This is a genomic window from Erythrobacter colymbi, from assembly GCF_002155685.1.
Lineage (GTDB): Bacteria > Pseudomonadota > Alphaproteobacteria > Sphingomonadales > Sphingomonadaceae > Erythrobacter > Erythrobacter colymbi.
On sequence record NZ_MUYK01000004.1, the window covers coordinates 213,711 to 238,544 of the forward strand.

Annotated in this window: 25 protein-coding genes; 10 read left to right on the forward strand and 15 right to left on the reverse strand. The window is 68.0% G+C overall.

The genetic code is table 11. The features are described from left to right. Positions 1-68 precede the first annotated feature (68 nt). Together BZF57_RS10635 and BZF57_RS10640 are read left to right on the forward strand one after the other, a co-directional pair. Positions 69-1,166 carry a peptidoglycan DD-metalloendopeptidase family protein gene (locus BZF57_RS10635; RefSeq protein ID WP_086738038.1) on the forward strand — a complete coding sequence of 366 codons (1,098 nt, stop codon included), beginning with the start codon at positions 69-71 and terminating at the stop codon, positions 1,164-1,166. A 13-nt stretch (positions 1,167-1,179) separates the two neighbouring features. Then, the gene (locus BZF57_RS10640) at positions 1,180-1,557 is read left to right on the forward strand and encodes a bactofilin family protein (RefSeq protein WP_086737571.1); all 378 of its coding nucleotides are present in this window, start codon (positions 1,180-1,182) and stop codon (positions 1,555-1,557) included. Positions 1,558-1,754: 197 nt separating this feature from the next. Here BZF57_RS10640 and BZF57_RS10645 read toward each other — a convergent pair whose 3' ends face one another. The 5 genes from BZF57_RS10645 to BZF57_RS10665 all read right to left on the reverse strand — a co-directional run bounded on the left by BZF57_RS10645 (position 1,755) and on the right by BZF57_RS10665 (position 7,224). Beyond that, positions 1,755-3,428 (reverse strand): AMP-binding protein, encoded by a 1,674-nt coding sequence (locus BZF57_RS10645; protein WP_086737573.1) that lies wholly within the window; start codon positions 3,426-3,428, stop codon positions 1,755-1,757. 239 nt (positions 3,429-3,667) lie between these two features. Then, on the reverse strand, positions 3,668-4,405 hold the full coding sequence (locus BZF57_RS10650; RefSeq protein ID WP_086737575.1) for a DUF1013 domain-containing protein: 738 nt from the start codon (positions 4,403-4,405) through the stop codon (positions 3,668-3,670). Positions 4,406-4,502: 97 nt separating this feature from the next. Beyond that, a complete protein-coding gene (locus tag BZF57_RS10655) occupies positions 4,503-5,600 on the reverse strand; it encodes a glycosyltransferase family 4 protein (protein ID WP_206073241.1) in 1,098 nt (365 codons plus the stop codon). A 5-nt stretch (positions 5,601-5,605) separates the two neighbouring features. After that, entirely contained in the window at positions 5,606-6,508 is a 903-nt protein-coding gene (locus BZF57_RS10660; RefSeq protein WP_086737578.1) for a UDP-2,3-diacylglucosamine diphosphatase, read from the reverse strand. An 89-nt stretch (positions 6,509-6,597) separates the two neighbouring features. Next, entirely contained in the window at positions 6,598-7,224 is a 627-nt protein-coding gene (locus BZF57_RS10665; protein ID WP_086737579.1) for a glutathione S-transferase family protein, read from the reverse strand. A 97-nt stretch (positions 7,225-7,321) separates the two neighbouring features. Here BZF57_RS10665 and BZF57_RS10670 point away from each other — a divergent pair, with 97 nt between their 5' ends. After that, positions 7,322-8,305, forward strand: a complete 984-nt coding sequence (locus BZF57_RS10670; protein ID WP_086737581.1) for a helix-turn-helix domain-containing protein — start codon at positions 7,322-7,324, stop codon at positions 8,303-8,305. On the opposite strand, the gene BZF57_RS10675 is transcribed toward BZF57_RS10670, so the two are convergent. Further along, positions 8,302-9,324: an NAD(P)H-quinone oxidoreductase gene (locus BZF57_RS10675; protein ID WP_086737583.1), complete on the reverse strand. Its 1,023-nt coding sequence runs from the start codon at positions 9,322-9,324 to the stop codon at positions 8,302-8,304. The genes BZF57_RS10670 and BZF57_RS10675 overlap by 4 nt on opposite strands. A 99-nt stretch (positions 9,325-9,423) precedes the next feature. On the opposite strand from BZF57_RS10675, the gene BZF57_RS10680 reads away from it, so the two are divergent. The 4 genes from BZF57_RS10680 (at position 9,424) to BZF57_RS10695 (ending at position 13,781) form a co-directional block, all read left to right on the forward strand. Beyond that, complete coding sequence (locus BZF57_RS10680) at positions 9,424-9,630, forward strand: DUF1192 domain-containing protein (protein WP_086737585.1); 207 nt, start codon at positions 9,424-9,426, stop codon at positions 9,628-9,630. Between the two features lie 129 nt (positions 9,631-9,759). Next, entirely contained in the window at positions 9,760-12,120 is a 2,361-nt protein-coding gene (gene clpA / locus BZF57_RS10685; protein WP_086737587.1) for an ATP-dependent Clp protease ATP-binding subunit ClpA, read from the forward strand. Between the two features lie 17 nt (positions 12,121-12,137). Next, positions 12,138-12,635 (forward strand): hypothetical protein, encoded by a 498-nt coding sequence (locus BZF57_RS10690; protein ID WP_143738463.1) that lies wholly within the window; start codon positions 12,138-12,140, stop codon positions 12,633-12,635. A gap of 138 nt (positions 12,636-12,773) precedes the next feature. After that, entirely contained in the window at positions 12,774-13,781 is a 1,008-nt protein-coding gene (locus BZF57_RS10695) for a ligase-associated DNA damage response exonuclease (protein ID WP_086737592.1), read from the forward strand. 22 nt (positions 13,782-13,803) lie between these two features. Here the strand turns inward: BZF57_RS10695 and BZF57_RS10700 are convergent, their stop codons facing one another. Continuing rightward, positions 13,804-14,109 carry a hypothetical protein gene (locus BZF57_RS10700; protein WP_086737594.1) on the reverse strand — a complete coding sequence of 102 codons (306 nt, stop codon included), beginning with the start codon at positions 14,107-14,109 and terminating at the stop codon, positions 13,804-13,806. A gap of 110 nt (positions 14,110-14,219) precedes the next feature. Between BZF57_RS10700 and BZF57_RS10705 the strand changes: the two genes are divergently transcribed. The 3 genes from BZF57_RS10705 (at position 14,220) to BZF57_RS10715 (ending at position 17,155) form a co-directional block, all read left to right on the forward strand. Beyond that, positions 14,220-15,818: a cisplatin damage response ATP-dependent DNA ligase gene (locus BZF57_RS10705; protein WP_086737596.1), complete on the forward strand. Its 1,599-nt coding sequence runs from the start codon at positions 14,220-14,222 to the stop codon at positions 15,816-15,818. A 186-nt stretch (positions 15,819-16,004) separates the two neighbouring features. Beyond that, positions 16,005-16,523 (forward strand): DUF1993 domain-containing protein, encoded by a 519-nt coding sequence (locus BZF57_RS10710; RefSeq protein WP_086737598.1) that lies wholly within the window; start codon positions 16,005-16,007, stop codon positions 16,521-16,523. Continuing rightward, entirely contained in the window at positions 16,523-17,155 is a 633-nt protein-coding gene (locus BZF57_RS10715) for a YoaK family protein (RefSeq protein WP_086737601.1), read from the forward strand. Before BZF57_RS10710 ends, BZF57_RS10715 begins: the two co-directional genes overlap by 1 nt. Here the strand turns inward: BZF57_RS10715 and BZF57_RS10720 are convergent. The 8 genes from BZF57_RS10720 to BZF57_RS10755 are packed head-to-tail and all read right to left on the reverse strand — an operon-like array spanning position 17,152 to position 24,698. Continuing rightward, positions 17,152-17,433, reverse strand: a complete 282-nt coding sequence (locus BZF57_RS10720; protein ID WP_086737603.1) for a DUF167 domain-containing protein — start codon at positions 17,431-17,433, stop codon at positions 17,152-17,154. The two genes, BZF57_RS10715 and BZF57_RS10720, sit on opposite strands and share 4 nt — an antisense overlap. Continuing rightward, a complete protein-coding gene (locus tag BZF57_RS10725; protein ID WP_086737605.1) occupies positions 17,433-17,999 on the reverse strand; it encodes a gamma carbonic anhydrase family protein in 567 nt (188 codons plus the stop codon). Before BZF57_RS10725 ends, BZF57_RS10720 begins: the two co-directional genes overlap by 1 nt. A gap of 11 nt (positions 18,000-18,010) precedes the next feature. Continuing rightward, positions 18,011-20,233, reverse strand: coding sequence for a spermidine synthase (locus BZF57_RS10730; protein ID WP_086737607.1), 2,223 nt, complete (start codon positions 20,231-20,233; stop codon positions 18,011-18,013). Further along, positions 20,230-20,799 (reverse strand): GNAT family N-acetyltransferase, encoded by a 570-nt coding sequence (locus BZF57_RS10735; protein ID WP_086737609.1) that lies wholly within the window; start codon positions 20,797-20,799, stop codon positions 20,230-20,232. Before BZF57_RS10735 ends, BZF57_RS10730 begins: the two co-directional genes overlap by 4 nt. Then, on the reverse strand, positions 20,796-21,347 hold the full coding sequence (locus tag BZF57_RS10740) for a GNAT family N-acetyltransferase (RefSeq protein ID WP_086737611.1): 552 nt from the start codon (positions 21,345-21,347) through the stop codon (positions 20,796-20,798). Before BZF57_RS10740 ends, BZF57_RS10735 begins: the two co-directional genes overlap by 4 nt. Then, a complete protein-coding gene (locus BZF57_RS10745) occupies positions 21,314-21,895 on the reverse strand; it encodes a GNAT family N-acetyltransferase (RefSeq protein ID WP_086737613.1) in 582 nt (193 codons plus the stop codon). Before BZF57_RS10745 ends, BZF57_RS10740 begins: the two co-directional genes overlap by 34 nt. Next, positions 21,888-22,883, reverse strand: coding sequence for a porphobilinogen synthase (gene hemB / locus BZF57_RS10750; RefSeq protein ID WP_086737615.1), 996 nt, complete (start codon positions 22,881-22,883; stop codon positions 21,888-21,890). Before hemB ends, BZF57_RS10745 begins: the two co-directional genes overlap by 8 nt. A 45-nt stretch (positions 22,884-22,928) precedes the next feature. Next, the gene (locus BZF57_RS10755; RefSeq protein ID WP_338029915.1) at positions 22,929-24,698 is read right to left on the reverse strand and encodes a peptidoglycan DD-metalloendopeptidase family protein; all 1,770 of its coding nucleotides are present in this window, start codon (positions 24,696-24,698) and stop codon (positions 22,929-22,931) included. Positions 24,699-24,834: the final 136 nt, after the last annotated feature.

Sequence of the window (24,834 nt, forward strand, 5' to 3'; positions counted from 1 at the left end):
CACTCAAGCAATCCGCACAAGCGTGGGGCGACCGTCTGCGACAGTGGTTCCCCGACCGCGAGTTCTTCATGCGCGCCGATGGTCAGGTGCGTTTCATCAAGATTTCGGGCAAGCTCCAGATGCGCGTCGCCGGCGGCGTCGTGGCGATGGCGGTCCTGTGGCTGCTCGCGCTCGCCGTGATGGCCTGGGGCCAGTACCGCGCCGAGGCCAACCTTGCCGCCTTCGCCGAGGAAAAGGCCCGCGTCGCCACCACCGACGAACGGCTCAAGGCCTATGGCAATGACTTGGACAAGGTGGTCGACGATCTCAAGGCGCGGCAGGATTTCCTCGACGAGATGGCCCGCATGCTGCCCGAGGACATGGTCAAGGAAGGCGCCGCGAGCGGCACCGTGACCGATTCCTCGGCGACCGCGAGCGAGACGGTGAAGAAGGTCAGCGCGCTGATGCCGCAGGCCCGCGGCCTTGCCGAGATGGAAGCCCGCCAGCTCGCTTTCGTGGAACGCCTCACCCGCTTCGCCGATGCCCGCGCCCGCCGCGCCGAGGCCGCGATGCGCAAGCTCAACCTCGATCCGCAGATGATGGCGCGCGAGGCGCAGGAAGCGATGGGCGGCCCGTTCGAGGCGCTGTCCGCCGCCGATCTCGACCCGCGCTTCGAGCGTCTCGGCCTCAGCCTCGCCCGCATGGCGGTGTTCGAGCGTGCCCTCGACGGTATCCCGCAGGTCGTGCCCGCCAGCATCCAGGCGATCACCTCGGGCTTCGGCTACCGCCGTGACCCCTTCAACGGCCATGCCGCGATGCATGCCGGGATCGACTTCAAGGGCCCGATCGGCTCGCCGGTCTATGCCGCTGCCGATGGCCGCGTGACCTTCACCGGGCAGAAGTCGGGCTATGGCAATGCGATCGAGATCACCCACGGTAACGGGATGTTGACCCGTTACGCCCACCTGTCGCGGATCGACGTGAAGGTCGGCCAGCCGGTCGCCGCGGGCACCACCATCGGCGGGCTCGGCAACACCGGCCGCTCGACGGGTCCGCACCTGCACTTCGAAGTCCGCATCAATGATCGCGCGGTCAATCCGCGCCCGTTTCTGGAGGCTGCCCCCAATGTTCTCAAGGAAGTCCGCCGAACCGGATCTGACCAGCCCGCCGCCCGCGCGGCCCGCTAACAGGAGCAGTTTCATGGCCTCCGGCTCGACCTTCTCGGTGCTTGGTTCCGACGTCACCATCAAGGGCAACATCAGCGCCTCGGCCGATCTGCATATCGACGGGACGGTCGATGGCGACATCACCTGCGCTTCGCTGGTGCAGGGCGAGAAGAGCAGCATCAGCGGCGCCGTAGTCGCGGAAAGCGCGCGGCTGGCGGGCAAAGTGACCGGCTCGATCACCGCGCGCGAGCTGGTGATCCTCAAGACCGCCCGGATCGAAGGCGATGTGCATTATGATGCGCTGACCATCGAACAGGGCGCGGAAGTGGACGGGCGTTTCGCTCCCAATGCGCGGACTGCCGTGAAGGCCGTGCCGAGCGCCGCCGCGCCGCAGGTCGAAGCGGCGGAGTAAGCGCGCTGCGCCCTCTCGCTTGAGGGGGCGGGCCTCGACTGCGTCCAGCCTGGTCTCAGACCCGGCTCGCGCGGGTCCAGACCCCCTCCAGGGTCGGACTAGCCCCGCCTTGCCCCCCGCTCGCGCCGCGTTTTCCGGCAGGATTTGCCGGGCGGCGGCAATGTTTCACGTGAAACATTCGGCGAACGGCCGGACGGTCAGAGCACCTCGGCGCGCAGCGTCTTGCGGTCGAGCTTGCCGATCATCGTCTTGGGCAGGCTCTCGCGCACCACCACCTGATCGACCCGCTCGTGCTTGCCGATGCGGGCATTGAGCCAGCTCGCCAGCTCCTCGCCCGTCGCCGCCACACCTTCGTTGAGGGTGACATAGGCGCGCGGCACCTCGCCGCGATATTCTTCCGGAACGCCGATCACCAGCGCCTCCTTCACCGCGGGGTGTTCGAGGATCACGTCCTCGACCACGCTCGGGAAGACCTTGAAGCCTCCCACGGCGATCATGTCCTTGATGCGGTCGACGATCTCGAGGAAGCCCTCGTCGTCGATCCGCGCGACATCGCCGGTGCGCAGGTAGCGCTTGCCGCCGAGCTCGACGAAGGTATCGGCATCGGTCTCGGGCCGGTTCCAGTAGCCGCGCATCACCTGCGGCCCATGCACCGCAAGCTCGCCCGGCTCACCCTCGGGCGCGAGTTTCGAGGGGTCCTCCTTGTCGAGCAGCACCACCTCGGTCCCCGGCACAAGCTGGCCGATGGTGCCGCGCTTGCGAAACCCGTCATAGGGATTGGCCGAAACCACACCCGAGCTTTCGGTGAGGCCATAGCCCTCGCACACGCGCACGCCGGTGGTCGCCTCGAACCGCTCGTGCACCGGCCCGGGCATGGGCGCGCCGCCCGAAATGCAGACCTTGAGGCTGCGAAGGTCGGTCTTGGCGAGATCGGGATGGTCGAGCATCGCCTGGAACATCGTCGGCACGCCCGGAAATCCGGTGCAGCGATACTGCTGGATCGTTGCGAGCACCTGCTTCGTCTCGAACCGCGGCACCATCGCGATCGATGCACCCGTCACCATCGCGTGATTGAGCAGCGCGGTGTTGGCGAAGACGTGGAAGAACGGCAGCGCGCCCATGAAGCACTCACCCGTCGGGTTGCCGAAGGGGTTCAGCGCCGCGACCTGCTGGGCATTCACCGACAGCTGATCATGCCCCAGCATCGCCCCCTTGGGCCGCCCGGTGGTGCCGCCGGTGTATTGCAGCAGGGCAAGATCGGCGGGGGTGACTTCGACCGGTGCGAGCTTACCGACGGGAGTCATCTCGGTCCAGCCCTTCACCGTCGGGCCGTAAGCCACATCGGCGATCTGCTTGCGCTTCAGGAGCTGGAGCGCGAGGCCCTTGTACCACGGCAGCTGGTCGGCAAGGCTGCCCACCACCAGCGTCTCCAGCGCCGAGGCGTCGAGCACCTTCTTCGCGGTCTTGTAGAGTTCCGGCACATCGACCGTCACCAGAACCCTGGTGCCGCTGTCTCCCACCTGCCAGCTCAGCTCCTCGACCGAATAGAGCGGCGAGAAGTTCACCACCACCGCGCCCGCCATCATCGCCCCGTAGTAAGCGGCGGCGTAGATCGGGACATTGGGGAGGAACAGGCCGACGCGGTCGCCCTTGCCAATGCCGATCGCCTGAAGCCCTACGGCGAAGGCTTGCGCCTGCTTGTGGATCTGACCGTAGCTGTAGGTGCGCCCGAGGAAGTGCAGGAACGGCGCCTGCGGGTTCATCGCCACCGTGCGTTCGAGCAGCGCGGGCAGGCTCGCGGGCTCGAAGGTGGTGTCGAGCGGGACAGGGTGGTGATAGGCGGACTTGGCGGGGGCGATACTGACAGTCATGTCAGTAATTCTGGCGCACAATGGCTTGGGGCACAAGCGAAAGTGGGGTGCCGTTTGTCGGAATCTCCCCGCCCCGGGCCACATCCGGGACGCGTCTCAGAGGTGCGCAAGGGGAGAGCGACTTCGGCCCGCCGAAGGACGGGCCGCGAGTGCACGCGCGCGAGCCGCAGGCGCTCAAGCCCGGAGGGCTTGAAACAGCGCCGAGGACGGGGCGCGGAGGCGCCCCCGCAATCAGAACATCAAATAAACCCGCTCTCCGGGTCGATCTTCTCTTCGGCCGCTTCGGCTTCGCGCTTGCGGGCGAGCCAGGCTTCGGCCTCGGCCTCCTGCGCGGCCTGGGCGGCAGCCTTGGTCTGGGCTTCGCGTTCGGCGCGCAGTTCCTCGATCAGCTTCTCGCGATCGTTGCGCTCGGCCTTCACGGGAGCATCCGCATCCTCGGTGATGCCGGCGCGCTTGGCGGCCTTGGCCACCATCGCGTCAAGCTCGCGCTGCGAGCACAGGCCGAGGGTCACGGGGTCCTTCGGCGTGATGTTCGAGATGTTCCAGTGCGTGCGGTCACGCAGCGCGCCGATGGTGTTGCGGGTGGTGCCGATCAGCTTCGAAATCTGCGCGTCCGACACCTCGGGGTGGTTGCGCAGGATCCAGGCGATGCCGTCGGGCTTGTCCTGACGCTTCGACACGGGGGTGTAGCGCGGGCCCTTGGTGCGGGTCACCTCGACCGGGGCCTTGTGCATCTTGAGCACATAGGAGGGGTCGGCCTGACCCTTCTCGATCTCGGCCTGGGTCAGCTCGCCCGAGTGGACGGGATCGCGCCCGGTGTACTTGCTGCCCGCAAGATCATCGGCCATCGCCTGCACTTCGAGGATGTGGAGGCCGCAGAACTCGGCAATCTGCTCGAACGACAGCGCGGTGTTGTCCACCAGCCAGGTCGCGGTGGCATGCGGCATCAGCGGCTTGGGCTGATCCTTGGTCGCCATGGGGAATCTCCGTTAAAAATAGAAGGGCCGCCCCTTTCGGAGCGGCCGCCTTGGGGGCGCAGATAAGCGAATTGCCGCGAAACGGCAAGAAATGGATTCAGAAAGCCGCGAGGGTTTGCAAGGACACCGCCTCGTCCTCCTCCAGCGCCACCAGCCCGGCGAGGAACTGCCGGGTGGCGGCCTCCCAGCTGAAGCGCGCGGCATAGGCGGCGCAAGCTCCGCGGTCGCAATAGCGGGCGGCGTCGATGGCGCGTGTGAGGTCTTCGGACAGCGCGCCGACCGCGTCGGTGACGATGTCGAGCGGGCCGGCCACGGGATAGGCCGCGACCGGCGTGCCGCAGGCGAGCGCCTCGATCATCACCAGCCCGAAGGTGTCGGTGCGCGAGGGGAAGACGAAGACGTCCGCCCCGGCATAGCATCCGGCCAGTTCGACTCCGGTCTTCTTGCCGAGGAACAGCGCCTGCGGGAACTTCGCCTCCAGCCCAGCCCGCGCCGGACCGTCGCCCACCACCACCTTGGTGCCGGGATAGGGGCAGGCGAGGAAAGCCTCGATGTTCTTCTCGACCGCGACCCGCCCGACATAGAGCAGGATCGGCCCCTCAAGCCCGGCATATTCGGGCGGCGGCGGCGCGTCGGGGGAAAAGCAGGCGAGATCGACGCCCCGGCTCCAGTGCGTGAGGCGGGTGAGGCCCTGTTCGCGCAGCTGGGCGCGGATTGTCTCAGTGGCGACCATGATCCGCTGCGCCGGGCGGTGGAACCAGCGGATGAAGGGCCAGAAGGCGCTCGCGGGGAGGCCGGTGCGGCGCGCGAGGTAATCGGGGAACTGGGTGTGATAGGCGGTGGTGAAAGGCACCTTGCGCCTCAGGCAATGGCGCCGCGCCGCAAGGCCGAGCGGGCCCTCGGTGGCGATATGCACCGCATCGGGCGCGATCGCCGCCAGCCGCCGCCCGACCGCGCCGGGAGCGGTCAGCGCAAGGCGGATCTCGGGATAGGTCGGCGCGGGGATCGAGGGATAGCCCTCGGGGCTGATCACCGCGACCTGGTGCCCCCACCCGCGCAGCATATCGCAGGTGGTCGAAAGCGTGCGGACCACGCCGTTGGTCTGCGGGTGCCATGCGTCGGTGACGATGGCGATGGATGCCGGCGCAGGCGGGGCAGAGACAAGCTCCGCGCCGTCGAGGGGGAAAGACGTCAACCGGTTCACGCCGCCTCGCGCGCCGTATCGACGGGTTCGGCCGCAGCCTCTTCGGCCAGCCGCCGCTTCATCTCCTCGGGCCAGTGGAGAATCTCCATCCGGCCGTCGTGATGCTCGACCAGCGCGTTGCAGCCTTCGACCCAGTCGCCATCGTTCCAGTATTCGATCGCGCGGCCATTGTGTTCGAACTGGCGGAATTCGGCGGTGTGGATGTGCCCGCAGACCACGCCGTCCACGCCGCGCTCGCCGGCGGCGCGGGCCACGACTTCCTCGTACTTGCCGATGAACTCGACGGCGTTCTTGACCTTGTGCTTGGCCGCCTTGCTGAGCGACCAGTAGGGCAGGCCCATTGCCCGCCGCACCGCATTCACCGCGAGGTTCAGCCGCATCATCAGGTGGTAGGCATGGTCACCCACGAAGGCGAGCCAGCGGTGCGAGAGCATGACGGCATCGAATTCGTCGCCGTGGAGCACCATCAGGCGGCGGCCGTCTGCGGTGTCATGGAAGGCCGCGCGGCGGATCGCGATCCCGCCGAAATCGAGGCCGGTGAACTGGCGGAACATCTCGTCGTGATTGCCCGGGATATAGACCACCCGCGTCCCCCGCCGCGCGCGCTTCATGATGCGCCAGACGATATCGTTGTGCGCCGAGGGCCAGTAGAACTTCTTCTTGAGCCGCCAGCCATCGATGATGTCGCCGACGAGGTACATCGTCTCGCTGTCGACATTGTCGAGGAAGTCTATCAGCAGCTCGGCATTGCAGCCGCGGGTGCCCAAGTGGACGTCGCTGATCCAGACGGTGCGGTAGCGGCGGCGGGCGTTGCCTTCCGGCTCGGGTACCCGAGGGGCATGGAGCGGGAAGCTTGCGACATTGTCGCCGAGAAGGTCGGTGAGGTCGGCACTGGTCATGCGGGAGGCCCTTCGCGTGTCGTGTCTCGCTGGGCCTCCCTTGACAGGGAAATGTTACACGCGACTCACAGAGCCGTGACGGTTCCAAGTCATTGCATAGGGACGAATCCGGGGAGCGCGTGCACCCGCGCGATCCATGCGGTGACGTGGGGATAGTCGCCGAGCGTGAAGCCGCCCTCGTCGGCCACGTGGGTGTAGGCGAACAGCGCAATGTCGGCGAGGGTCACGGCATCGCCGCAGAAGAAGGCGCGGTGCGCGAGGTGATCGTCCATCAGCGCGAGAGCCGCATCGCCGCCTGCGCGCTTGGCGGGGAGCGCCCGGCGCTGGTCGTCCGAAAGGTTCGTCTCGCCCACGATACTCACCCAGAAGCGCAGCGTCGCTATGTTGGGCTCGTGGTTATACTGCTCGAAGAACATCCAGCGCAGCATATCGGCCTGCGCGAAGCGGTCTGCCGGGATCAGCGCCGAGCCGTGGGCGAGATACCAGCAGGCGGCGTTGCTTTCGGGAAGGAAAAGCGCGCCCTCGCCCTTGCCGATCTGGAGCACCGGAATACGCCCGTTGGCGTTGACCTTCGCGAGGAACTCCGGCGTCCGCGTCTCGCCCTTGGTGATGTCATACCCCCGCACCTCGAGTGGCAGGCCGAGCAAAGCGGCGGTGAGCTTGATCTTGTAGCAGTTCCCGCTGCGGGGGTCTTCGTGGAGGGTCAGGGGGGCCATGGGGTGCTCCGGTGGTTGTGCGTGGCGATCACCTGTTGCTTCGGCCTCGCGCGCGTGACAATTGGCCGGATTGCCATTCACAACAAGGATTCTGCCAATGTGCGCAGATGCACCGGCCGGGCCGATGGTCGTCGCCCTCGCCTTCGAGGGCGCGCCGATGTTCGAGCTCAGCTTGCCGGCCGAGATTTTCGGGCTGCGGCGGCCCGAGTTCGGGGCGGAGTGGTACCGCTTTGCCCTCGCCTCGATCGACGGCGCGCCGATCCGCACCTCGCAGGGGTGGAGCCTGTCGGTCGATGGCGGGCTATCGCTGTTCGAAGCGGCGGACCTGATTGTCATCCCCGGCTGGAAACCGTCCGAGCCCGCCGTCCCCGAGCCCCTGCGCGCCGCCCTGCTTGCCGCCCATGCGCGCGGGGTGCGGTTCGCCTCGATCTGCTCGGGCGCCTTCATGCTGGCCGAGCTCGGCCTGCTCGACGGGCGGCGCGCGACCACGCACTGGCTCCACGCCCCGCGGCTGGCGCAGCGCTATCCGCGGGTCACCGTCGCCTCGGATATTCTCTATGCCGATAGCGGCGATGTGCTGACCTCGGCCGGCTCGGCGGCAGGGATCGACCTCCTGCTCCACATCGTGCGGCAGGACTACGGCGTCGCGCGCGCCAATGCCGTGGCCAAGCGGCTGGTGCTCCCCGCCCAGCGCGAGGGTGACCAGCGCCAGTTCGACGATTCGCTGCGGCCGCCGCAGCAGACCGACCCGCTGGCGGCGCTGATGGCGCAGATCATGGCGCGCCCGGCGGAGGATTGGACGGTCAGCCGCCTCGCCGGGGAAGCGGGGATGAGCCTGCGGACGCTGGCGCGTGCTTTTGCCGGCCGCGCGGGCTGTGCGCCGGGCACCTATGTGCTGCGCGCCAGAATCGCCCGTGCGCGCGAGCTGCTCGAGACGACGGTGCTGCCGGTCGAGCGGATCGCGGAGCTTTCGGGCTTCGGTTCGGCGACGAGCCTCCAGCAGAACTTCCGCCGCCAGCTCGGGTGTTCGCCCACCGCCTACCGGCGTAATTTCGCGCCCGTCAGCGCCACCGCGGCCTAGCCGCCCGCGACTTCGAGCACGATCTTGCCGACGTGCTCGCCCTTTTCCATCCGCGCGTGGGCAGCGGCAGCCTCGGCGAGGGGGAAGGTCGTGTCCATCACCGGCGCAAGCTCCCCGTCGGCAAACATCGGCCAGGCATTGTCGGCGATCTCGTCGGCAAGCGCGGCCTTGAAGGCGTCCGAGCGCGGGCGCAGCGTCGATCCGGTCAGCGTCAGGCGCTTCATCATCACCAGCGCCATGTTGATCTCGGCACGGGTGCCGCCCAGCACCGCGATGGTGACGTGGCGGCCATCCTCGGCAAGGCACTTGAGGTTGCGCGCGACATAATCGCCCGAAACCATGTCGAGCACGATGTTGACGCCCTTGCCCTCAGTATGGGCCATGACCGCCTCGACATAGTCGGTGTCGCGGTAGTTGATCGCCACATCCGCGCCGATGCGGGTCGCCGCGGCGCACTTGGCGGTATCGCCGCAGGTGACGATCACCTTCATTCCGAAGGCCTTAGCGAGCAGGATCGCGGTGGTGCCGATGCCGCTCGTACCGCCGTGGACCAGCACGGTCTCGCCATCGCGGGCAAGGCCGCGCTCGAACAGATTGTGCCACACGGTGAAGAGTGTCTCGGGGAGCGCAGCGGCTTCGGACAGCATCATGCCCTCGGGCACGGGCAGGCAGTGCTGCCAGTGCGCGGCGCAATATTCGGCATAGCCCCCGCCCGGGGTGAGCGCCGCGACATATTGCCCGATCATCTCGCGCGGGACTTCATTGCCGACCGCGACGATCTCGCCCGAAACCTCGAGCCCCAGTAGCGGCGAGGCCCCCGGCGGCGGCGGATAGAGCCCGGCACGCTGGAGGCAATCGGGGCGGTTGACCCCGGCATAGGCGACCTTGATCAGCACATCGTCCGGACGCAGCCGCGGCAGGGGCGACGTCTGGATCCGCAGAACCTCGGGACCGCCGGGCGCATCGAAGCCAATGCATTGCATCACCTCGGGGAGGTCCGAGCCGTTGCCTGCCACCATTGTAAGAGCCCCCGAATGCCGCCGATTAACCAACTTCCTCTGGCGAATAACCGTCTCGCCGATTGACAGCAAGCCGCTTGGGGCGGATGCTGCAAGGCAATGGAAGAACCCGACCGCCCCCGGCCGAGCGGAGACGCAGCGAGTCGCCTCGCACTCGAGGATCTCGGCCCCTATTCGCAGGCAGAACTGGGGGAGCGGATCGCGCTGCTGGAAGCGGAGATCGCGCGGGTGAAATCCCACCGCGACAAGGCCGCCGCCCACCGCGCCGCAGCCGATGCCCTGTTCGGCGGGAAAGGCGGGGGATGATCCGCCCGCACACCTTCTCCGTAGTTGTCGCAGGGGATTCGCAATTCCTGTGCGTCCACCCATATAGTCCGCAAATGGCTCTCTCCGTCCGCTCGCCACGGGCATCCACCCGCTGAAAAGGCCTCTCCCATGCCCAGCTTCGCCCAGAACCTCGAACGCACGCTGCACAATGCGCTCGGCAACGCGTCGGAACGCAGGCATGAATATGCCACGCTCGAACACCTGCTGCTGGCGCTGATCGACGATGAAGATGCCGCCGCCGTGATGGCCGCCTGCGGGGTTGACCTGGCCGAACTCGGCGAGGTGGTGAAGCAGTATCTCGATCAGGAATACCAGAGCCTCAAGACCGAGGATGGCGCCGATCCGCAGCCCACGGCAGGCTTCCAGCGGGTGATCCAGCGCGCGATCCTCCACGTCCAGTCCTCGGGCAAGGACACCGTCACCGGCGCCAACGTGCTGGTCGCGCTGTTCTCCGAGCGCGATTCCTACGCGGTCTACTTCCTCCAGCAGCAGGACATGAGCCGTCTGGATGCGGTGAGCTACATCAGCCACGGCATCGGCAAGGGCGGCCGCCAGATCGAGCCCAAGACCCCGCAGGGCACCGACAAGGCCGAGGAATCGGCGCAGACCAAGGATCAGGGCGGCAACAAGAAGGAAACCGCGCTCGACCAGTTCACCGTCAACCTCAACGCCAAGGCGGAGAACGGCAAGATCGACCCGCTGATCGGCCGCGGGCCGGAGGTCGACCGGACGATCCAGATCCTGTGCCGCCGCTCGAAGAACAACCCGCTCTACGTGGGCGATCCCGGCGTCGGCAAGACCGCGATTGCCGAGGGCCTCGCGCGCAAGATCGTCGAGGGCGACGTGCCCGAAGTGCTCGCCGAAGCGGTGATCTATTCGCTCGACATGGGCGCGCTGCTCGCCGGCACCCGCTATCGCGGCGATTTCGAGGAACGCCTCAAGCAGGTCGTCTCCGAACTCGAGGGCATGCCCCACGCGGTGCTGTTCATCGACGAGATCCACACCGTGATCGGCGCGGGCGCGACCAGCGGCGGGGCGATGGACGCCTCGAACCTGCTGAAGCCGGCACTGTCGTCGGGCGCGATCCGCTGCATCGGCTCGACCACCTACAAGGAGTTCCGCAACCACTTCGAAAAGGACCGCGCCCTGCTGCGCCGGTTCCAGAAGATCGACGTGAACGAGCCGACCATCGAGGACACGGTCAAGATCCTCAAGGGTCTGCGCACCGCCTTCGAGGATCACCACAAGGTCAAGTACACCCCCGACGCGATCAAGACCGCAGTCGAGCTGTCGGCGCGTTACATCAATGACCGCAAGCTGCCGGACAAGGCGATCGACGTGATCGACGAGGTCGGCGCGATGCAGATGCTGGTGCCGCCGAGCCGTCGCAAGAAGACGATCACCGCGAAGGAAATCGAGCAGGTGATCGCGACGATGGCGCGCATCCCCCCCAAGTCGGTCAGCAAGGACGACAAGAAGGCGCTCGAGAACCTCGAACGCGATCTCAAGCACGTGGTGTTCGGGCAGGACGAGGCGATCACCCGCCTCGCCACCGCCATGAAGCTGAGCCGCGCGGGGCTTCGCGATCCGGACAAGCCGATCGGCTCGTTCCTGTTCAGCGGCCCGACTGGCGTCGGCAAGACCGAAGTCGCGCGCCAGCTCGCCAACATCATGGGGATCGAGCTCAAGCGCTTCGACATGTCGGAATATATGGAGCGCCACTCGGTCAGCCGCCTCATCGGCGCGCCTCCGGGCTATGTCGGCTACGATCAGGGCGGCCTGCTCACCGATGCCGTCGACCAGAACCCGCATTGCGTGCTGCTGCTGGACGAAATCGAGAAGGCCCACCCCGATCTCTACAATATTCTGTTGCAGGTGATGGATAACGGCCGCCTGACCGACCACCACGGCAAGACGGTCGATTTCCGCAATGTGGTCCTGATCATGACCACCAACGCGGGCGCGGCCGACATGGCGCGGCAGGGCATCGGCTTCGGCGACGTGTCGAAGGAGGACGCGGGCGACGAGGCGGTGAAGAAGATGTTCACCCCCGAATTCCGCAACCGCCTCGATGCAATCGTGCCCTTCGCCTATCTCGGCAAGAGCATCGTCGCGCGCGTGGTCGACAAGTTCATCCTCCAGCTCGAACTGCAGCTGGCCGAACAGAACGTCCACATCCAGTTCGACAGCGACGCCCGCGCGTGGCTGGCGGACAAGGGCTACGACAAGCTCTACGGCGCCCGCCCGATGGCCCGCCTGATCCAGGAAAAGATCAAGCAGCCGCTCGCGGAAGAACTGCTGTTCGGCAAGCTGGCCGAGGGCGGCGAGGTGCATGTCACGGTGAAGGACGGCAAACCCGCCTTCGAAATGACCCCGGCCCCGCCCAAGGTGAAGCCCGCCAAGAAGGCAGGCGCCAAGAAAAAGGGCGCGGCGGCGAAGAAGCCCGAGACCGAAACCGACGAGGGCTGATGCGCTTGCGCGTCGGATTGACGACACTGGCAGCGGCGGGGGTGCTGCTCGGCACCTCCGCCGCTCCCGCATTGGCGCAACCCGCCGACCTCACGCCCGAAGCCATGGCCAGGCATCTCGCCGAGGTCGGAACTTGGCGTTTCTGGACGCGCGACATGGGGGAAAACGGACCGGTCTGCACAGAAGTCTGGCGGTTCGATGCAGACGGAGCCGCAACATTCGAAAGCGGCGAGGAACGCGTGACCAAGCGCTGGCGCACCGCCGAGAGCGACGGCGACCGCTGGCTCTACACCACCGCCATCACCACCAACGGCAAGCCCGATTGCATGGGCAGCACCAGCGACCCGGCCGAATTCCCGCGCGAGGAGACGGGGTTCGTCGTCCTGTTCTTCAACAATGGCAATGCCGTCCTCTGCGACCCTCCCGGCACCATCGAAGGCCCGGATGGCAAGCCGGCGCGGGTGTGGACCGACGAGGGGTGCTGGGGACGGCTCGCACCGCTGAAACAGGGCTGATCTTGCAGTCCCACCCCCAGCCCCTCCCGCAAGCGAGAGGGGGGTTAGAGGCACGACCCGGTTCCCCTCCCGCTTGCGGGAGGGGTTAGGGGTGGGCACGAAGCGGAACCTAATCCGGCCAAGCACCGTATCTCTCCCATGACCGCCCCGCCCTTCTCCTGGATCCGGCCCGAGCCCTGGGGCATCCACATCGTCCCCGCCGATGCCTGGGTCGATCCCTCGCGGCCCGTGGCGCGGGCGCTGGTGACGCATGGCCACGCCGACCACGCGCGCGGGGGGCACGGGGTGACGGTCGCCACCCCCGCAACCCTCGCGATCATGGAATTGCGCTACCAGACCCGCGACGGCGCCTCCCCGGCCGAATATGGCGAGACGCTCGACATCGGCGGCGGCGTGACGGCGACCTACCTGCCTGCGGGCCACGTGCTCGGGAGCGCGCAAATCCTGCTCGAACACGCGGGCGAGCGGGTGATCATCACCGGCGACTACAAGCGCGCCCCCGATCCGACTTGCGCGCCTTTCGCGGTCACCCCTTGCGACATCTTCATCACCGAGGCGACCTTCGGCCTGCCGGTCTTCACTCATCCGCCCATCGCCGAGGAGATCGCCAAGCTGCTCGAGGCGCGCCGCGAAAATCCCGATTCCAGCATCCTCGTGGGCGCCTATGCGCTCGGCAAGGCGCAGCGGGTGATCGCGGAATTGCGCGCGGCGGGGCACACGGAGACGATCTGGCTCCACGGCGCGATGGAGGCGATGTGCCGGCTGTATGAGGAACACGGGGTGGCGCTCGGCGACCTGCGCCTCGTCAGCGATGCGAAGAAAGAGGATATGCGCGGCGGCATCATCCTAGCCCCGCCCTCGGCGCTCAATGATCGCTGGAGCCGCCGTCTGCCCGATCCCGTCACCGCGATGGCGAGCGGATGGATGCGGGTGCGCCAGCGTGCCCGCCAGCGCGGGGTCGAGCTGCCGCTGGTCATCTCCGACCATGCCGACTGGAACGAGCTCACCCGCACCATCGCCGAGGTGAACCCGCAGGAGACCTGGATCACCCACGGCCGCGAGGAAGCGCTGCTGCGCTGGTGTGAGCTATCCCAACGCCGCGCCCGCGCGCTGGCGCTGGTGGGATACGAGGACGAGGATGACTAGCATCCCCGCCCCCGCACCGGATTTACTTGATCGCGGTCAGATCGGCGTCGATCTTGGCGAGCAGCTCGTCGGTGATCATGCCCTGCGAGAAGGGCGCGACGGTGCGCAGGCTCAGTTCCTTGAACTGCTCGTAGGCCGGGTGCTGGTCGATGCCCGGCAGATACTTGTCGAGCACGGCCTTGGCACGCGCGTCGGCGACCAGCGCCTGGATCGGGGTGTCGATCGAGAAGGCGGCGGCGGGCGCGGGGGCGTCCTGCGCGACGACGACGGCAGGCGCGGTCACGCCGGCAAGGGCAAGACCGAGAGCAGCAAGCGGAGCAAACTTCATAGGGCGGTTTCCTTGTTGGCGACGGGGCGGGCGTCACCACTGACACCCGTGTCAGCAACGCCATCTAGCGTATCCGTATGGCTGCGCAATGAATGTGTGGGGTGCGGGTGATGGAGGAATTCGCCGCCCTGCTCGATGCGCTGGTGTATACGACGAGCCGCAACCGCAAGCTTGCGCTGATCGTCGCCTATCTGCGCGCAAGCCCCGATACCGACCGCGGCTGGGCGCTCGCCGCGCTGACCGACGGGCTGGATTTTCCGGCGGTGAAGTCCTCGACCATTCGCAACCTGATGATGGAGCGGGTCGATCCGGTGCTGTGGGCGCTGAGCCGCGATTTCGTGGGCGACACGGCCGAGACCGCGAGCCTCTTGTGGCCGGAGCCCGAGGACGCCGAGCGGCACCCCGATCTTCCGCTGGTCGAAGTGGTCGAGCGCCTCTCCGCCCTCACCCGCGCGAGCGCCCCGAAGGAGCTCCCCGCGCTGTTCGACCGGCTCGATGCCAAGGGCCGCTATGCCCTGATCAAACTCGCGACGGGCGGGATGCGCGTCGGGGTCTCGGCGCGGCTCGCCAAGACTGCTTTCGCGATGGCCTTCGATGTGGCGGTCGAGGAGGTCGAGGAATACTGGCACGCCCTCACCCCCCCCTATGCCGAACTCTTCGCCTGGGCCGCGGACGGTGGCGCGCCGCCCGACCTCGCCCATACCCCGCGCTTCCGGCCCTTCATGCTCGCCCACCCGCTCGAGGACGGCGTGGTCGACCTTGCCGACTACGCCGCCGAGTGGAAGTGGGACGGGATCCGTGTGCAGCTTGTCAGGGCGGGCGGCGAAACGCGGGTCTATTCGCGCTCGGGCGACGATATTTCCGCGACCTTCCCCGAACTGCTCGATGTGCTGCCGATCGACGCGGTGCTCGATGGCGAATTGCTGGTGCGCGGCTCGGCCCAAGGGGGCGAAGCGGGAGGCGCGGCGAGTTTCAATGCGCTCCAGCAACGGCTCGGGAGGAAGACCGTCTCCAAGGCGATGCTGCGCGATTACCCCGCCTTCGTGCGGCTTTATGACGTGCTGCTGCTCGAAGGGCAGGACTGGCGCGAGGCCCCGTGGAAGTCGCGCCGCGCGACTTTGGAAGCGCTGATGCCGCGCCTGCCGGAGAGCCATTTCGATCTCTCGCAACTGGTCGAGGCGGCAGACTTCGCCGCCCTCGCCGCGATCCGCGACACAGCGCGCGACGAGGCGATCGAGGGCCTGATGCTCAAGCACCGCGAGAGCCCCTATGTCGCGGGCCGCAAGGTCGCCCTCTGGTACAAATGGAAGCGCGATCCGCTGCTGGTCGACTGCGTGCTGATGTATGCCCAGCGCGGCAGCGGCAAGCGCTCGAGCTTCTACAGCGACTACACCTTCGGCTGCTGGGACGGCGATCCCGATGCGGGCGCCGAGCTGCTCCCCGTCGGCAAGGCCTATTCGGGCTTCACCGACGAGGAGCTGAAGAAGCTCGACCGTTTCGTGCGGCAGAACACGCTGAACAAGTTCGGCCCCGTGCGCGAGGTGAAGCGCGAGCTAGTGTTCGAGGTCGCCTTCGATTCGGTCCACACCAGCAAGCGCCACAAGAGCGGCCTCGCCATGCGCTTCCCCCGCATCCACCGCATCCGCTGGGACAAGCCCGCGCACGAGGCCGACCGGATCGAGGGGTTGCGGGCGCTGGTGAAGGACTGATCCTGCCTTCGTCATTGCGAGCCGCAGGCGAAGCAATCCATGGCCTGCCCCTTCCACGTGATGCGAGGGCAGACCATGGATTGCTTCGCCTGCGGCTCCTCGCAATGACGAGTGGGGAGGCGAGGGGGATTGACGTGGAGCTTCGCCAGGCGCAAATGAGTTTCAAATAGCAACTGGAGAGATGCCATGTCCTACGCCACCGCCGCGCTTGCCACCTATGCCAATATGCTCGGCACGCTCGATCACCTCGTCACCAAGGCCGAGGCCCACGAGAAGGGCGAGACGCTGCTGCAATCGCGGCTCGCGGAGGACATGTTCCCGCTGGCGACGCAGATCCGGTTCACCATCGATCAGGTGCGGGTCGCGCTCGACCGGCTCGGAAATCTCGGGCTGGCCGCCGACGACAGCGACATCACCACCTTTGCCGAGGCCCATGCCCGCATCGCCGCCGTGCGCGAGCTGGTCGCGAACACCGATCCTGCGACCTGGCCGGCGAGCGGCGACACGGTCGAGTTCACCCTCCCCAACGGCATGGCCTTCGTCATGCAAGCGCACGAATATTGCCGCGACTGGGCGACCCCGCAGTTCTATTTCCACCTGATGGCCGCCTATGCGATCCTGCGCGCCGAGGGGCTGGCTATCGGCAAGATCGATTATGTCGGCTACATGATGCGCTACATGAAGCAGCCCACACCCGCCGCCTGATGCACCGATACGACCCCGCGCGCCAACGCCTAGCGCTCGGGCTGGCCGCGCTCGCGGGGCTGGTGGATGCGACGGGGTTCGTGGTGGCGGGGGGCTATTTCACCTCCTTCATGTCGGGCAACACCACCCGGCTAGGGGTGGAGCTGGCGCAGACCCCCGCCCTCGCCCTGGCCCCGCTGGGGCTGATCGCGGCGTTTCTGGCAGGCGTGATCGGCGGCGCGCTGATCGGGCGGCGCGCCGAGGGACGGCGCAAGCGGGTCTTGCTGGGCATCGTGGCGCTGCTGCTGGCTTGCGGCGCGGGGCTGCTCGCGGCCGGGCTCTCCATTCCCTTCCTCGCCGCCTCGGCATTGGCGATGGGCCTCGCCAACAATGTCTTCGCGAAAGCCGGCGAGGTGACGGTCGGCGTCACCTACATGACCGGGGCGCTGGTGCGTTACGGGCAGGGGATCGCCGCAAGGCTGGCGGGCGAGCCACTCGAATCGACGCGGGGCTACGGCCTGTTGTGGAGCGCTCTAGCGCTGGGCGCGGTGGCGGGCGGCGTGCTGTCCGGCATCGCCCCGGTGCTGTCGGCGGGGAGTGCCTGTGTCGTCGCGCTGGCCCTGTGGATCGCAGCCCTGCGCGTCGAGCGCTAAAGTTCGACGTGTAAAACCTTCGTCCGCGAAGTTGCGCCGCGCAACAACCTGACCCGCGAGGGCGCCAGCCCGAGCGCCCGCGCCACCACCTCCTGCACTGCCTGATTGGCCGCGCCCTTGTCGGCAGGGGCGCGGACCTTCACCAGCACGGCATCGGGAGCGAGCGTCACGCTCTCCTCGCGCGCGCCGGGGGTGACCTTCACCGTCAGACGCCTGTCTGCGCCGATCCTCTCCCGCAGCACCTCTGCATCCGGCAGCTGCGCCGGCGGGCGAGCCATTACCTGAGCGCGGCCGCGACCGCCTCGGCGTGGTGCTTCGCGTTCTCGGCATAGTGCGCGGTGCCGATCCGCATGCCCATGATCGCGGCGTCATCGAGATCGCGCATCTTGCGCGCCGGGCGCCCGCCCCACAGCTCGCGCGGCTCCATCACCTTGCCCTCGGTCAGCATCGCGCCCGCCGCCAGCATCGCGTCCGACCCGATCACCGCCTTGTTCATCACGATCGCCCCGAGGCCGACGAAGCCGCGGTCGTGGATGATGCAGCCGTGGACCATCGCCATGTGGCCGATCAGCACGTCATCGCCGATGATCAGCGGCGAGCCGTCGGGGTCGCCCGGGCGCGGCGGGTCGCAGTGGAGCACGGAGCCGTCCTGCACATTGCTGCGCTTGCCGATCACGATCCGCGACACATCCGCGCGCAGCACGCAATTGTACCAGACCGAGCTGCCCTCGCCGATCTCGACATCGCCGATGATCGTGCAGCCGGGCGCGATGAAGGCGCTGTCGTGAATGCGCGGCGTCTTGCCGTGGATGGGGACGATGTTCACGCCCGGTCGGTGTGTCATGGGGCTCTCGCTTACAGGTTCTTCCAGAGAAGATAGGGCAGGATCGAGGCGTAGTCATCGCGCCACACGGTGTCGGCGGGCTTGCCGAGCGGGCGCCACTTGCCGTCCTGTGTGAGCGCCGCGATCCGCGCCGGATCGCGCGACAGCGCCACCCAGTTCGACGGGGTGAGCCCGTCCGTCTGCGAATCGTCCGCCCTCAGCACAGCGGTAAGCTTGTCCTCGCGGGCGAGCGCGGAGAGCACCGGCTCGAGGGTGATGAAGCGGTTGCTGATATGGATCAGCAGCACCCCATCGGGCGCGAGCGAGCGGAAATAGACCTTCTGCGCCTCGGCGGTCATCAGGTGCAGCGGGATCGCGTCGGACGAGAAAGCATCGACCACCAGCATGTCGAAACTGTCGGCGGGGAGCTTCTCCAGCTTCAGGCGCGCATCGCCGATGATCGTCGGCGCGTCCGGGGTGCAGCGCTTCATGAAGGTGAACTGGCCGCGCGTCGAATATTCGAGCACCGCCGGATCGATCTCGAAGAAGGTCCAGGCCTGTCCCGGCTTGGCATAGCAGGCGAGCGTGCCGACCCCGAGGCCGACCACGCCGATGCGCGCCTTGCCGCCATAGAGCCGCTCGGCCGAAGACAGGGCCAGGCCGACCCCCGATTGCGCGCCGTAATAGGTGGTGGCCTTGGTCTCCTGCGCGGGATCGAGATGCTGGACGCCGTGCAGCGTCGTGCCGTGGATCAGGCGGCGCAGCCCGTCGGAGGTGTTGCGCACGGTGTAGATGCCGAAATAGCTGCGGCTGCGCGCGCCTTCCCAGCTGGTCTGCGCCTGGGCGAGCGCGCCGAGCGCCGCGATCAGCGCCGCGCAGGCGGTCACGAAGGCCCAGCGCCGCGCGGCGAGCAGCACCGCCGCCACGATCAGCCCGGCGAATATCGCCATGCTGACGAGGCTCCACTCGGGACTTACCAGCGTCGCCTCGCGGATGCGGAGCGCGCCGACGAAGACCGCAAAGAGCAGCACCGCGATGCCCATGCGCACGGTGTCGGGCCGGGTGAAGATGCGCCCCAGCCACCCGCTCCACGCCGAAAGCGGCAGCAGCGCAGCGGCGGCGAGGATCAGCAGCGGGTGCTCCCACGTCCAGTCGAACACCAGCGGCGCGATCAGGGCGGTGAACAGCCCGCCGAGCACGCCGCCCGCCGACATCACAAGGTAGAACTGGGTCAGCCGCGCAGGCTCGGGCCGCGCTTCATAAAGCCGCGCGTGGAGCGTCACCGCGGCGACGAACAGCAGCAGCAGGCTCGCCGCGACCGCCAGCAGGCTCGGGCGCGAGGAGCCGAGCATCGCCAGCGCCCCCGCTCCCGCCAGCACCACGGGCGAGGCTGCACTCAGCCATCCGGCGATGCGGCGCTTCTCGGCAAAGGCGATCGAGAAGGACAGGAGGTACAGCCCGAGCGGGATCACCCACAGGAGCGGCATCGCGAAGATATCGGTGGTAAGGTGCGTGGTGGTCGAAAGCATCAGCCCCGAGGGCACGGCCGACAGCGCGAGCCACAGCAGGATGCGCTTTGCATCGGGCGCGGGTTCGGCCGGGGCGGCTTCCGGAGCAGCAGCCATGACGGCAGGCGCGGGCGCCTTGCGGCGGGCGAAGGCGGCAAGGGCCACCAGCACCACCAGCACCGCATATCCCGCCGCCCAGCCGCGGCTCTGCGCGCCGATCGGCAGCAGCGGCTCGACCAGCAACGGATAGGCGAGCAGCCCCGCAAAGCTCCCGAGGTTGGAGGCGGCGTAGAGCGGATAGGGATCGCCCGCCTTGGGGTGCGAGGCGAACCATTGCTGCATCAGCGGGGCCTGCGCCGAGACGACGAAGAACAGCGGGCCGATGGTCAGCAGAAACAGGTAAGGCACCCACAGCGCCTCGCTCCCCGCAGCCGGCGGCTCGATATTGGGGAGCGCGATCGGCAGGGTGAAGGCCGCGGCGACCAGCAGCGTCAGGTGGATCAGCGCCGCCCGCCCCACGGCGAGGCGCGAAAGAGCATGGGCATAGGCATAGCCGCCCAGCAGCAGCGCCTGATAGACCAGCATCGCGCTGTTCCAGACGTTGGGCGCCCCGCCCAGCCGCGGCAGCGCCATGCGCGCGACCAGCGGCTGCACCAGAAACAGCAGGAAACTTCCCGTGAGGATCGTCAGCGCGAACAGCCAGCGCTGCGGCGATCCTCCCGCACCGCCCGACGTGTCGTCACTCATGCCCCGGCCCCCGTTGCCTGTTCCCATTGCGCGCGTGTGATCGCGTACTGGATTTCGCGATTGTGCTCGGGTGGCATTGCCGGGTCTGTGAAATCAAGGTCGGGCCGCCGCACCATGCCCAGTTTCTCCATCAGCAGCCACGAGCCGCGGTTGGCGGGCGTGGTGATGGCGACGATCTGCGGCACATCGAAGGTGCCGAAACCCCAGTCGACCACCGCGCGCATCGCCTCGTACGCGTAGCCCATCCGCCAGCGATCCTCGCGCACCAGCCAGCCGATCTCGTGATCCTGCGGATTGGGCGCGAGCGAGTGAGCGACATGGCGCAGCCCGCAATGGCCGACGATCTCTCCGCTCGCACGCTCGACCATCAGCATGAAGCCGAAGCCATGCGCGGCGAAGCTGGCGCGCGAGGCTTGGTGCTTGGCGGCGATCACCGCGCGCGGCTGCACCCCGCCGAGAAATTCCATCACCGCCGGAGTGTTGAGCAGGGTCATGTGCGGATCGAGATCGTCCACGCCGATTTGGCGCAGGATCAACCGCTCGGTGGTAATGACGGTCGCCGTCATGACGCCCGCCAGTTCGCGCGGGTGATCGCATGGACGATGATGCGCGGATTGGCGGGGTCGAAATCGGCGCTGTCGAAATCGAGATCCTCGCGCCGCTCCATGCCCAGCCGCAGCATCAGGCCCCAGCTGGCGGTGTTGTTCTGCACGGTGAGCGCGATCACCTCCTCCGCGCCGAAACGGTCAAAGGCGAGATCGAGCGCGGCGGTGGCGGCCTCTTTGGCATAGCCCTGCCCCCAGGCATCCTCGCGCAGCCGCCAGCCGACCTCCATCATCCCTTGCGGCCCGCCCGCCTGGTTGGAGCGCTTGAGCCCGCAGAAGCCGAGCAGCGCGCCATCTTCGCGGCGTTCGACCACCCAGAAGGTGTGGCCGTGCTCGGCCTGATAGCTCTCGACCCGCGCACGGGCGGCGGTGCGGGTGGCCTCGTCCGCCACGCCGCCGAGCCAGCGCATCACGGGCTGCGTGTTGGTGACCTCCCAGAAGATGTCCCAATCCGCATCGCGCCAGTCACGCAGGGTCAGACGGGGGGTATCGTGGCGGAATTCGGACATGCGGGGGCTTCCATCGACCACACGGTGGTGGGGTTGTCTTCGGGGGGATAGTCGGGATCGACATAGCCGAGCTCGGGCCGCGCGGTGAAGCCGAGACGCTGCATCATGCGGGTGGAAGCCGCGTTGGAATCGCTGGTCTGCGAATAGAGCACCGGCAGCGCGAGCACTTCGAAGGCATGGGCGATCACCGCCCGCGCCGCCTCGCTGGCATAGCCCTGCCCCCAATGGGCCTCGGCGAAGGTCCAGCCGATCTCGCGCTGGCCTTGCAGCACCGCAGGCGCCGCGGGGGAGCGCAGGTGGAACAGGCCGACGCGGCCAACGCGGGTGTCGCTGTCGCGCAGCCACACCGTCCAGCGCTGGTGCCCGCCCTTGTGGAACGCCTCGATATCGTCGGCGAGGCTCTCCGCCACCGCCTCGGGCGCGCGCACTCCGGCGAGATGGCGCATCACGGCTTCGGTGTTCATCTGTGCGAGCACCCACGGCAGATCCTCCGCCACCGGCGGGCGCAGGATCAGGCGGTCGGTTGCAAGCGTGCTCTCGTCAGCCATTCAGCAGGCGGGCGACATGGGCAGCATGGTAGGTAAGGACACCGCTGCACCCGGCGCGCTTGAAGGCGATCAGCTTCTCCAGCACCAGCGCATCGCGGTCGCCGATCCCGGCAGCCTGCGCGGCCTCGATCATCGCGTACTCGCCGGACACCTGATAGGCGAAGACCGGCACGTCGAAGCGCTGCTTCACGCGGTAAATGATGTCGAGATAGGCGAGGCCCGGCTTCACCATCACCGAATCCGCGCCCTCCGCGATGTCGAGCGCGACTTCGCGCATCGCCTCGTCGGCGTTGGCGGGGTCCATTTGGTAGGCCTTCTTGTCACCCTTGAGCAGCCCGCCCGAGCCAACCGCATCGCGGAACGGGCCGTAGAAGGCGCTCGCATATTTGGCGGCATAGGACATGATCTGGACGTTGGGGTGCCCGTTCATCTCGAGCGCCATGCGGATCGCCTTGATCCGGCCGTCCATCATGTCGGAGGGCGCGATGATGTCCGCCCCCGCATTCGCCTGGTTCACCGCCTGGTCGACCAGCACGGCGACGGTCTCGTCGTTCACGACATAGCCGGTTTCATCGATCAGCCCGTCCTGCCCGTGGCTGGTGTAGGGATCGAGCGCCACGTCGGTGAGCACGCCGATATCGTGGCCGCAGGCGTCCTTGATGGCGCGGATCGCCTGGCACATCAGGTTGTCAGGGTTGTGCGCCTCGGCCCCGTCATCGCTGCGCAGGTCATGCGGCGTGTTGGGGAACAGCGCGACCACCGGAATGCCAAGGTCCACCGCCTCCTTCGCGCGCGCCACGATGCCATCGACCGACCAGCGCGAGACGCCCGGCAGCGTCTTGATCGGCTCCTCCACGCCCTTGCCCGCCGTCACGAACAGCGGCCAGATCAGGTCCGCCGGGGTGACGAGGTTCTCGCGGTGCAGCGCGCGGCTCCAGCCGTGGGCACGTGTGCGGCGCAGGCGGGTGTTGGGATAGCTTCCGGTCATGGCTGCGAGACTTACGCCCAATCGCCGCTTTACGACAAGTGATCGTTACAGCTTGCGCTTCGGCGCGGCAGCGGCGGGCGCGGGCTTGCGGGCGGTATCGACCTTCTGGATCTCGCGCACCGGAGCCTTGGTCTCGTTCGGCAGCGGGGCGAGATCCTGCAGCGCCGCGCCCACCTCGACCTCCTTCAGCTTGATCAGCTGGCGCTGGAAGTCGATCAGCTCGGTGCCCGAAAGCAGCGCGCGGCTGACGAACTGGACGGTGGCCGGATTGATCACCTGCCCGCCGCGATACATCTCGTAATGGAGATGCGGCCCGGTCGAGAGGCCGGTCGATCCGACATAGCCGATCACCTGCCCGCGCCGCACCTGCATTCCGGCGCGCACCGCCATCTGGCTCATGTGGCAATAGCGGGTCGAGAGGCCGCCGCCGTGCTCCAGCCGCACCGCGATGCCGCAACCGGCAGCGCGGCCCGCGCTGGTCACGCGGCCATCGCTGACCGCGACGATCGGCGTGCCGTAGCTCGCCTTGAAGTCCATCCCCGCGTGCATCCGCATGTAGCCGAGGATCGGGTGGCGGCGCATCCCGAAGTTCGAGGTGATCGGCCCCGGCACCGGCGCCAGCAGCCCGCGGCGCTGTTCGCCCACACCCGAAGCCTCGTAGAACCGCCCGTCCGAGCCCCAGCGCATCAGCTGCGTGCGCGCCCGGCCGTTGCGGTCGACCCCGGCGTAGAGCAGCTGCCCCGCCTGCCGCTCGCCCGTCGCCGCGCGGCGATAGGCGAGTATGATGTCGAACTCGTCCGAGGGGCGCAGCTCGCGCTCCATGTCGATCTGCGCGTCGAGCGCTTTCAGATATTCCTGCACCGCGCTCGCCGGGACGCCCGCCTGCCGCATCGAGCGGTAGAGGCTGGTGCCGACCACGCCGCGCACCCGCAGCGGGGTCTCGTCGACGCGGATGACATTGCGTTGCAGCGCCAGCGGGCCGGAGGGGATCACCGGCGTGCCATCGGGATTGACCTCGCCCACGCCCGGGCGGGCCAGCGCCAGTTCGAGATCGAAACGCGCGCGGAAGGAAAGGCTGTCGAGCGGGCGCGGCTGGCCCGGCGCGGTGCGGCGGCCGAGGACGAGGTCCATCTGCGTGCCCGACTGGATATCGCCCACCGCGACCGCCTGCCCGACCAGCGCCGCGGCGCGGTCGATATCGTCGCCCGCCACGCCCGCACGCCGCAGCATCGAGGCGAAGCTGTCACCCGGTGCGAGGGTGACGACCATCTGGATCTGCGGCCGCTCGGGCGCGCTCTTGAGCGGGATCACCGCCGCCGTCGGCCCCATGCGCCGGCCGCTGTCGGCCCCGAGCGCGAGCGGCAGGATCATCTGGCTGCGCATCTCGCTCGTCACATCCTCGCTCTGCGGCATCGCGGGGCGGGCTTCGAGGGGGGTGAGATCGGGCCAGAAGGCCAGCGCCACCGCGCCCAGCCCCACCATCGTCCCCAACCCGCGCAGCCAGCGGCGGCTGCCGATGTCCTCGGCAAGGTCAGGGGCGATATCGAGCCTGTCGAACCAGCGCGAGGCGTCAAGACGCCAGGCCTCGTAGCGCTCTCCATAGCCCGCCAGCCGCGCCATCAGGCGGCGCTTCAGGCGCTGGGAGGCGGTCGGCCCGGCGAGCTTCTTCGAATTGCGCAGATAGGGCAGCAGCTCGCGCGCGGTCTCGTGATCGATCGGGGCCTGCACGACGACCAGCGCACGGCTCTCGCCGGCGGACGCGCTGTCGCCGGGCGAGCCTTCCGGCTCCTCGCCGGGATCGCCTGCGTCATTCACTTTGCGCGCGTGATCCAACATCCCTGCCCCGTGGCGATGCCCTGTCGGGGCAATCATGGCGCAGCCCGCAGGCACGCCCCAAGGCCCTGTCTTGTCGCATTTTGATGCCAGAACAAAGTAAATCCGGCGTTAACCA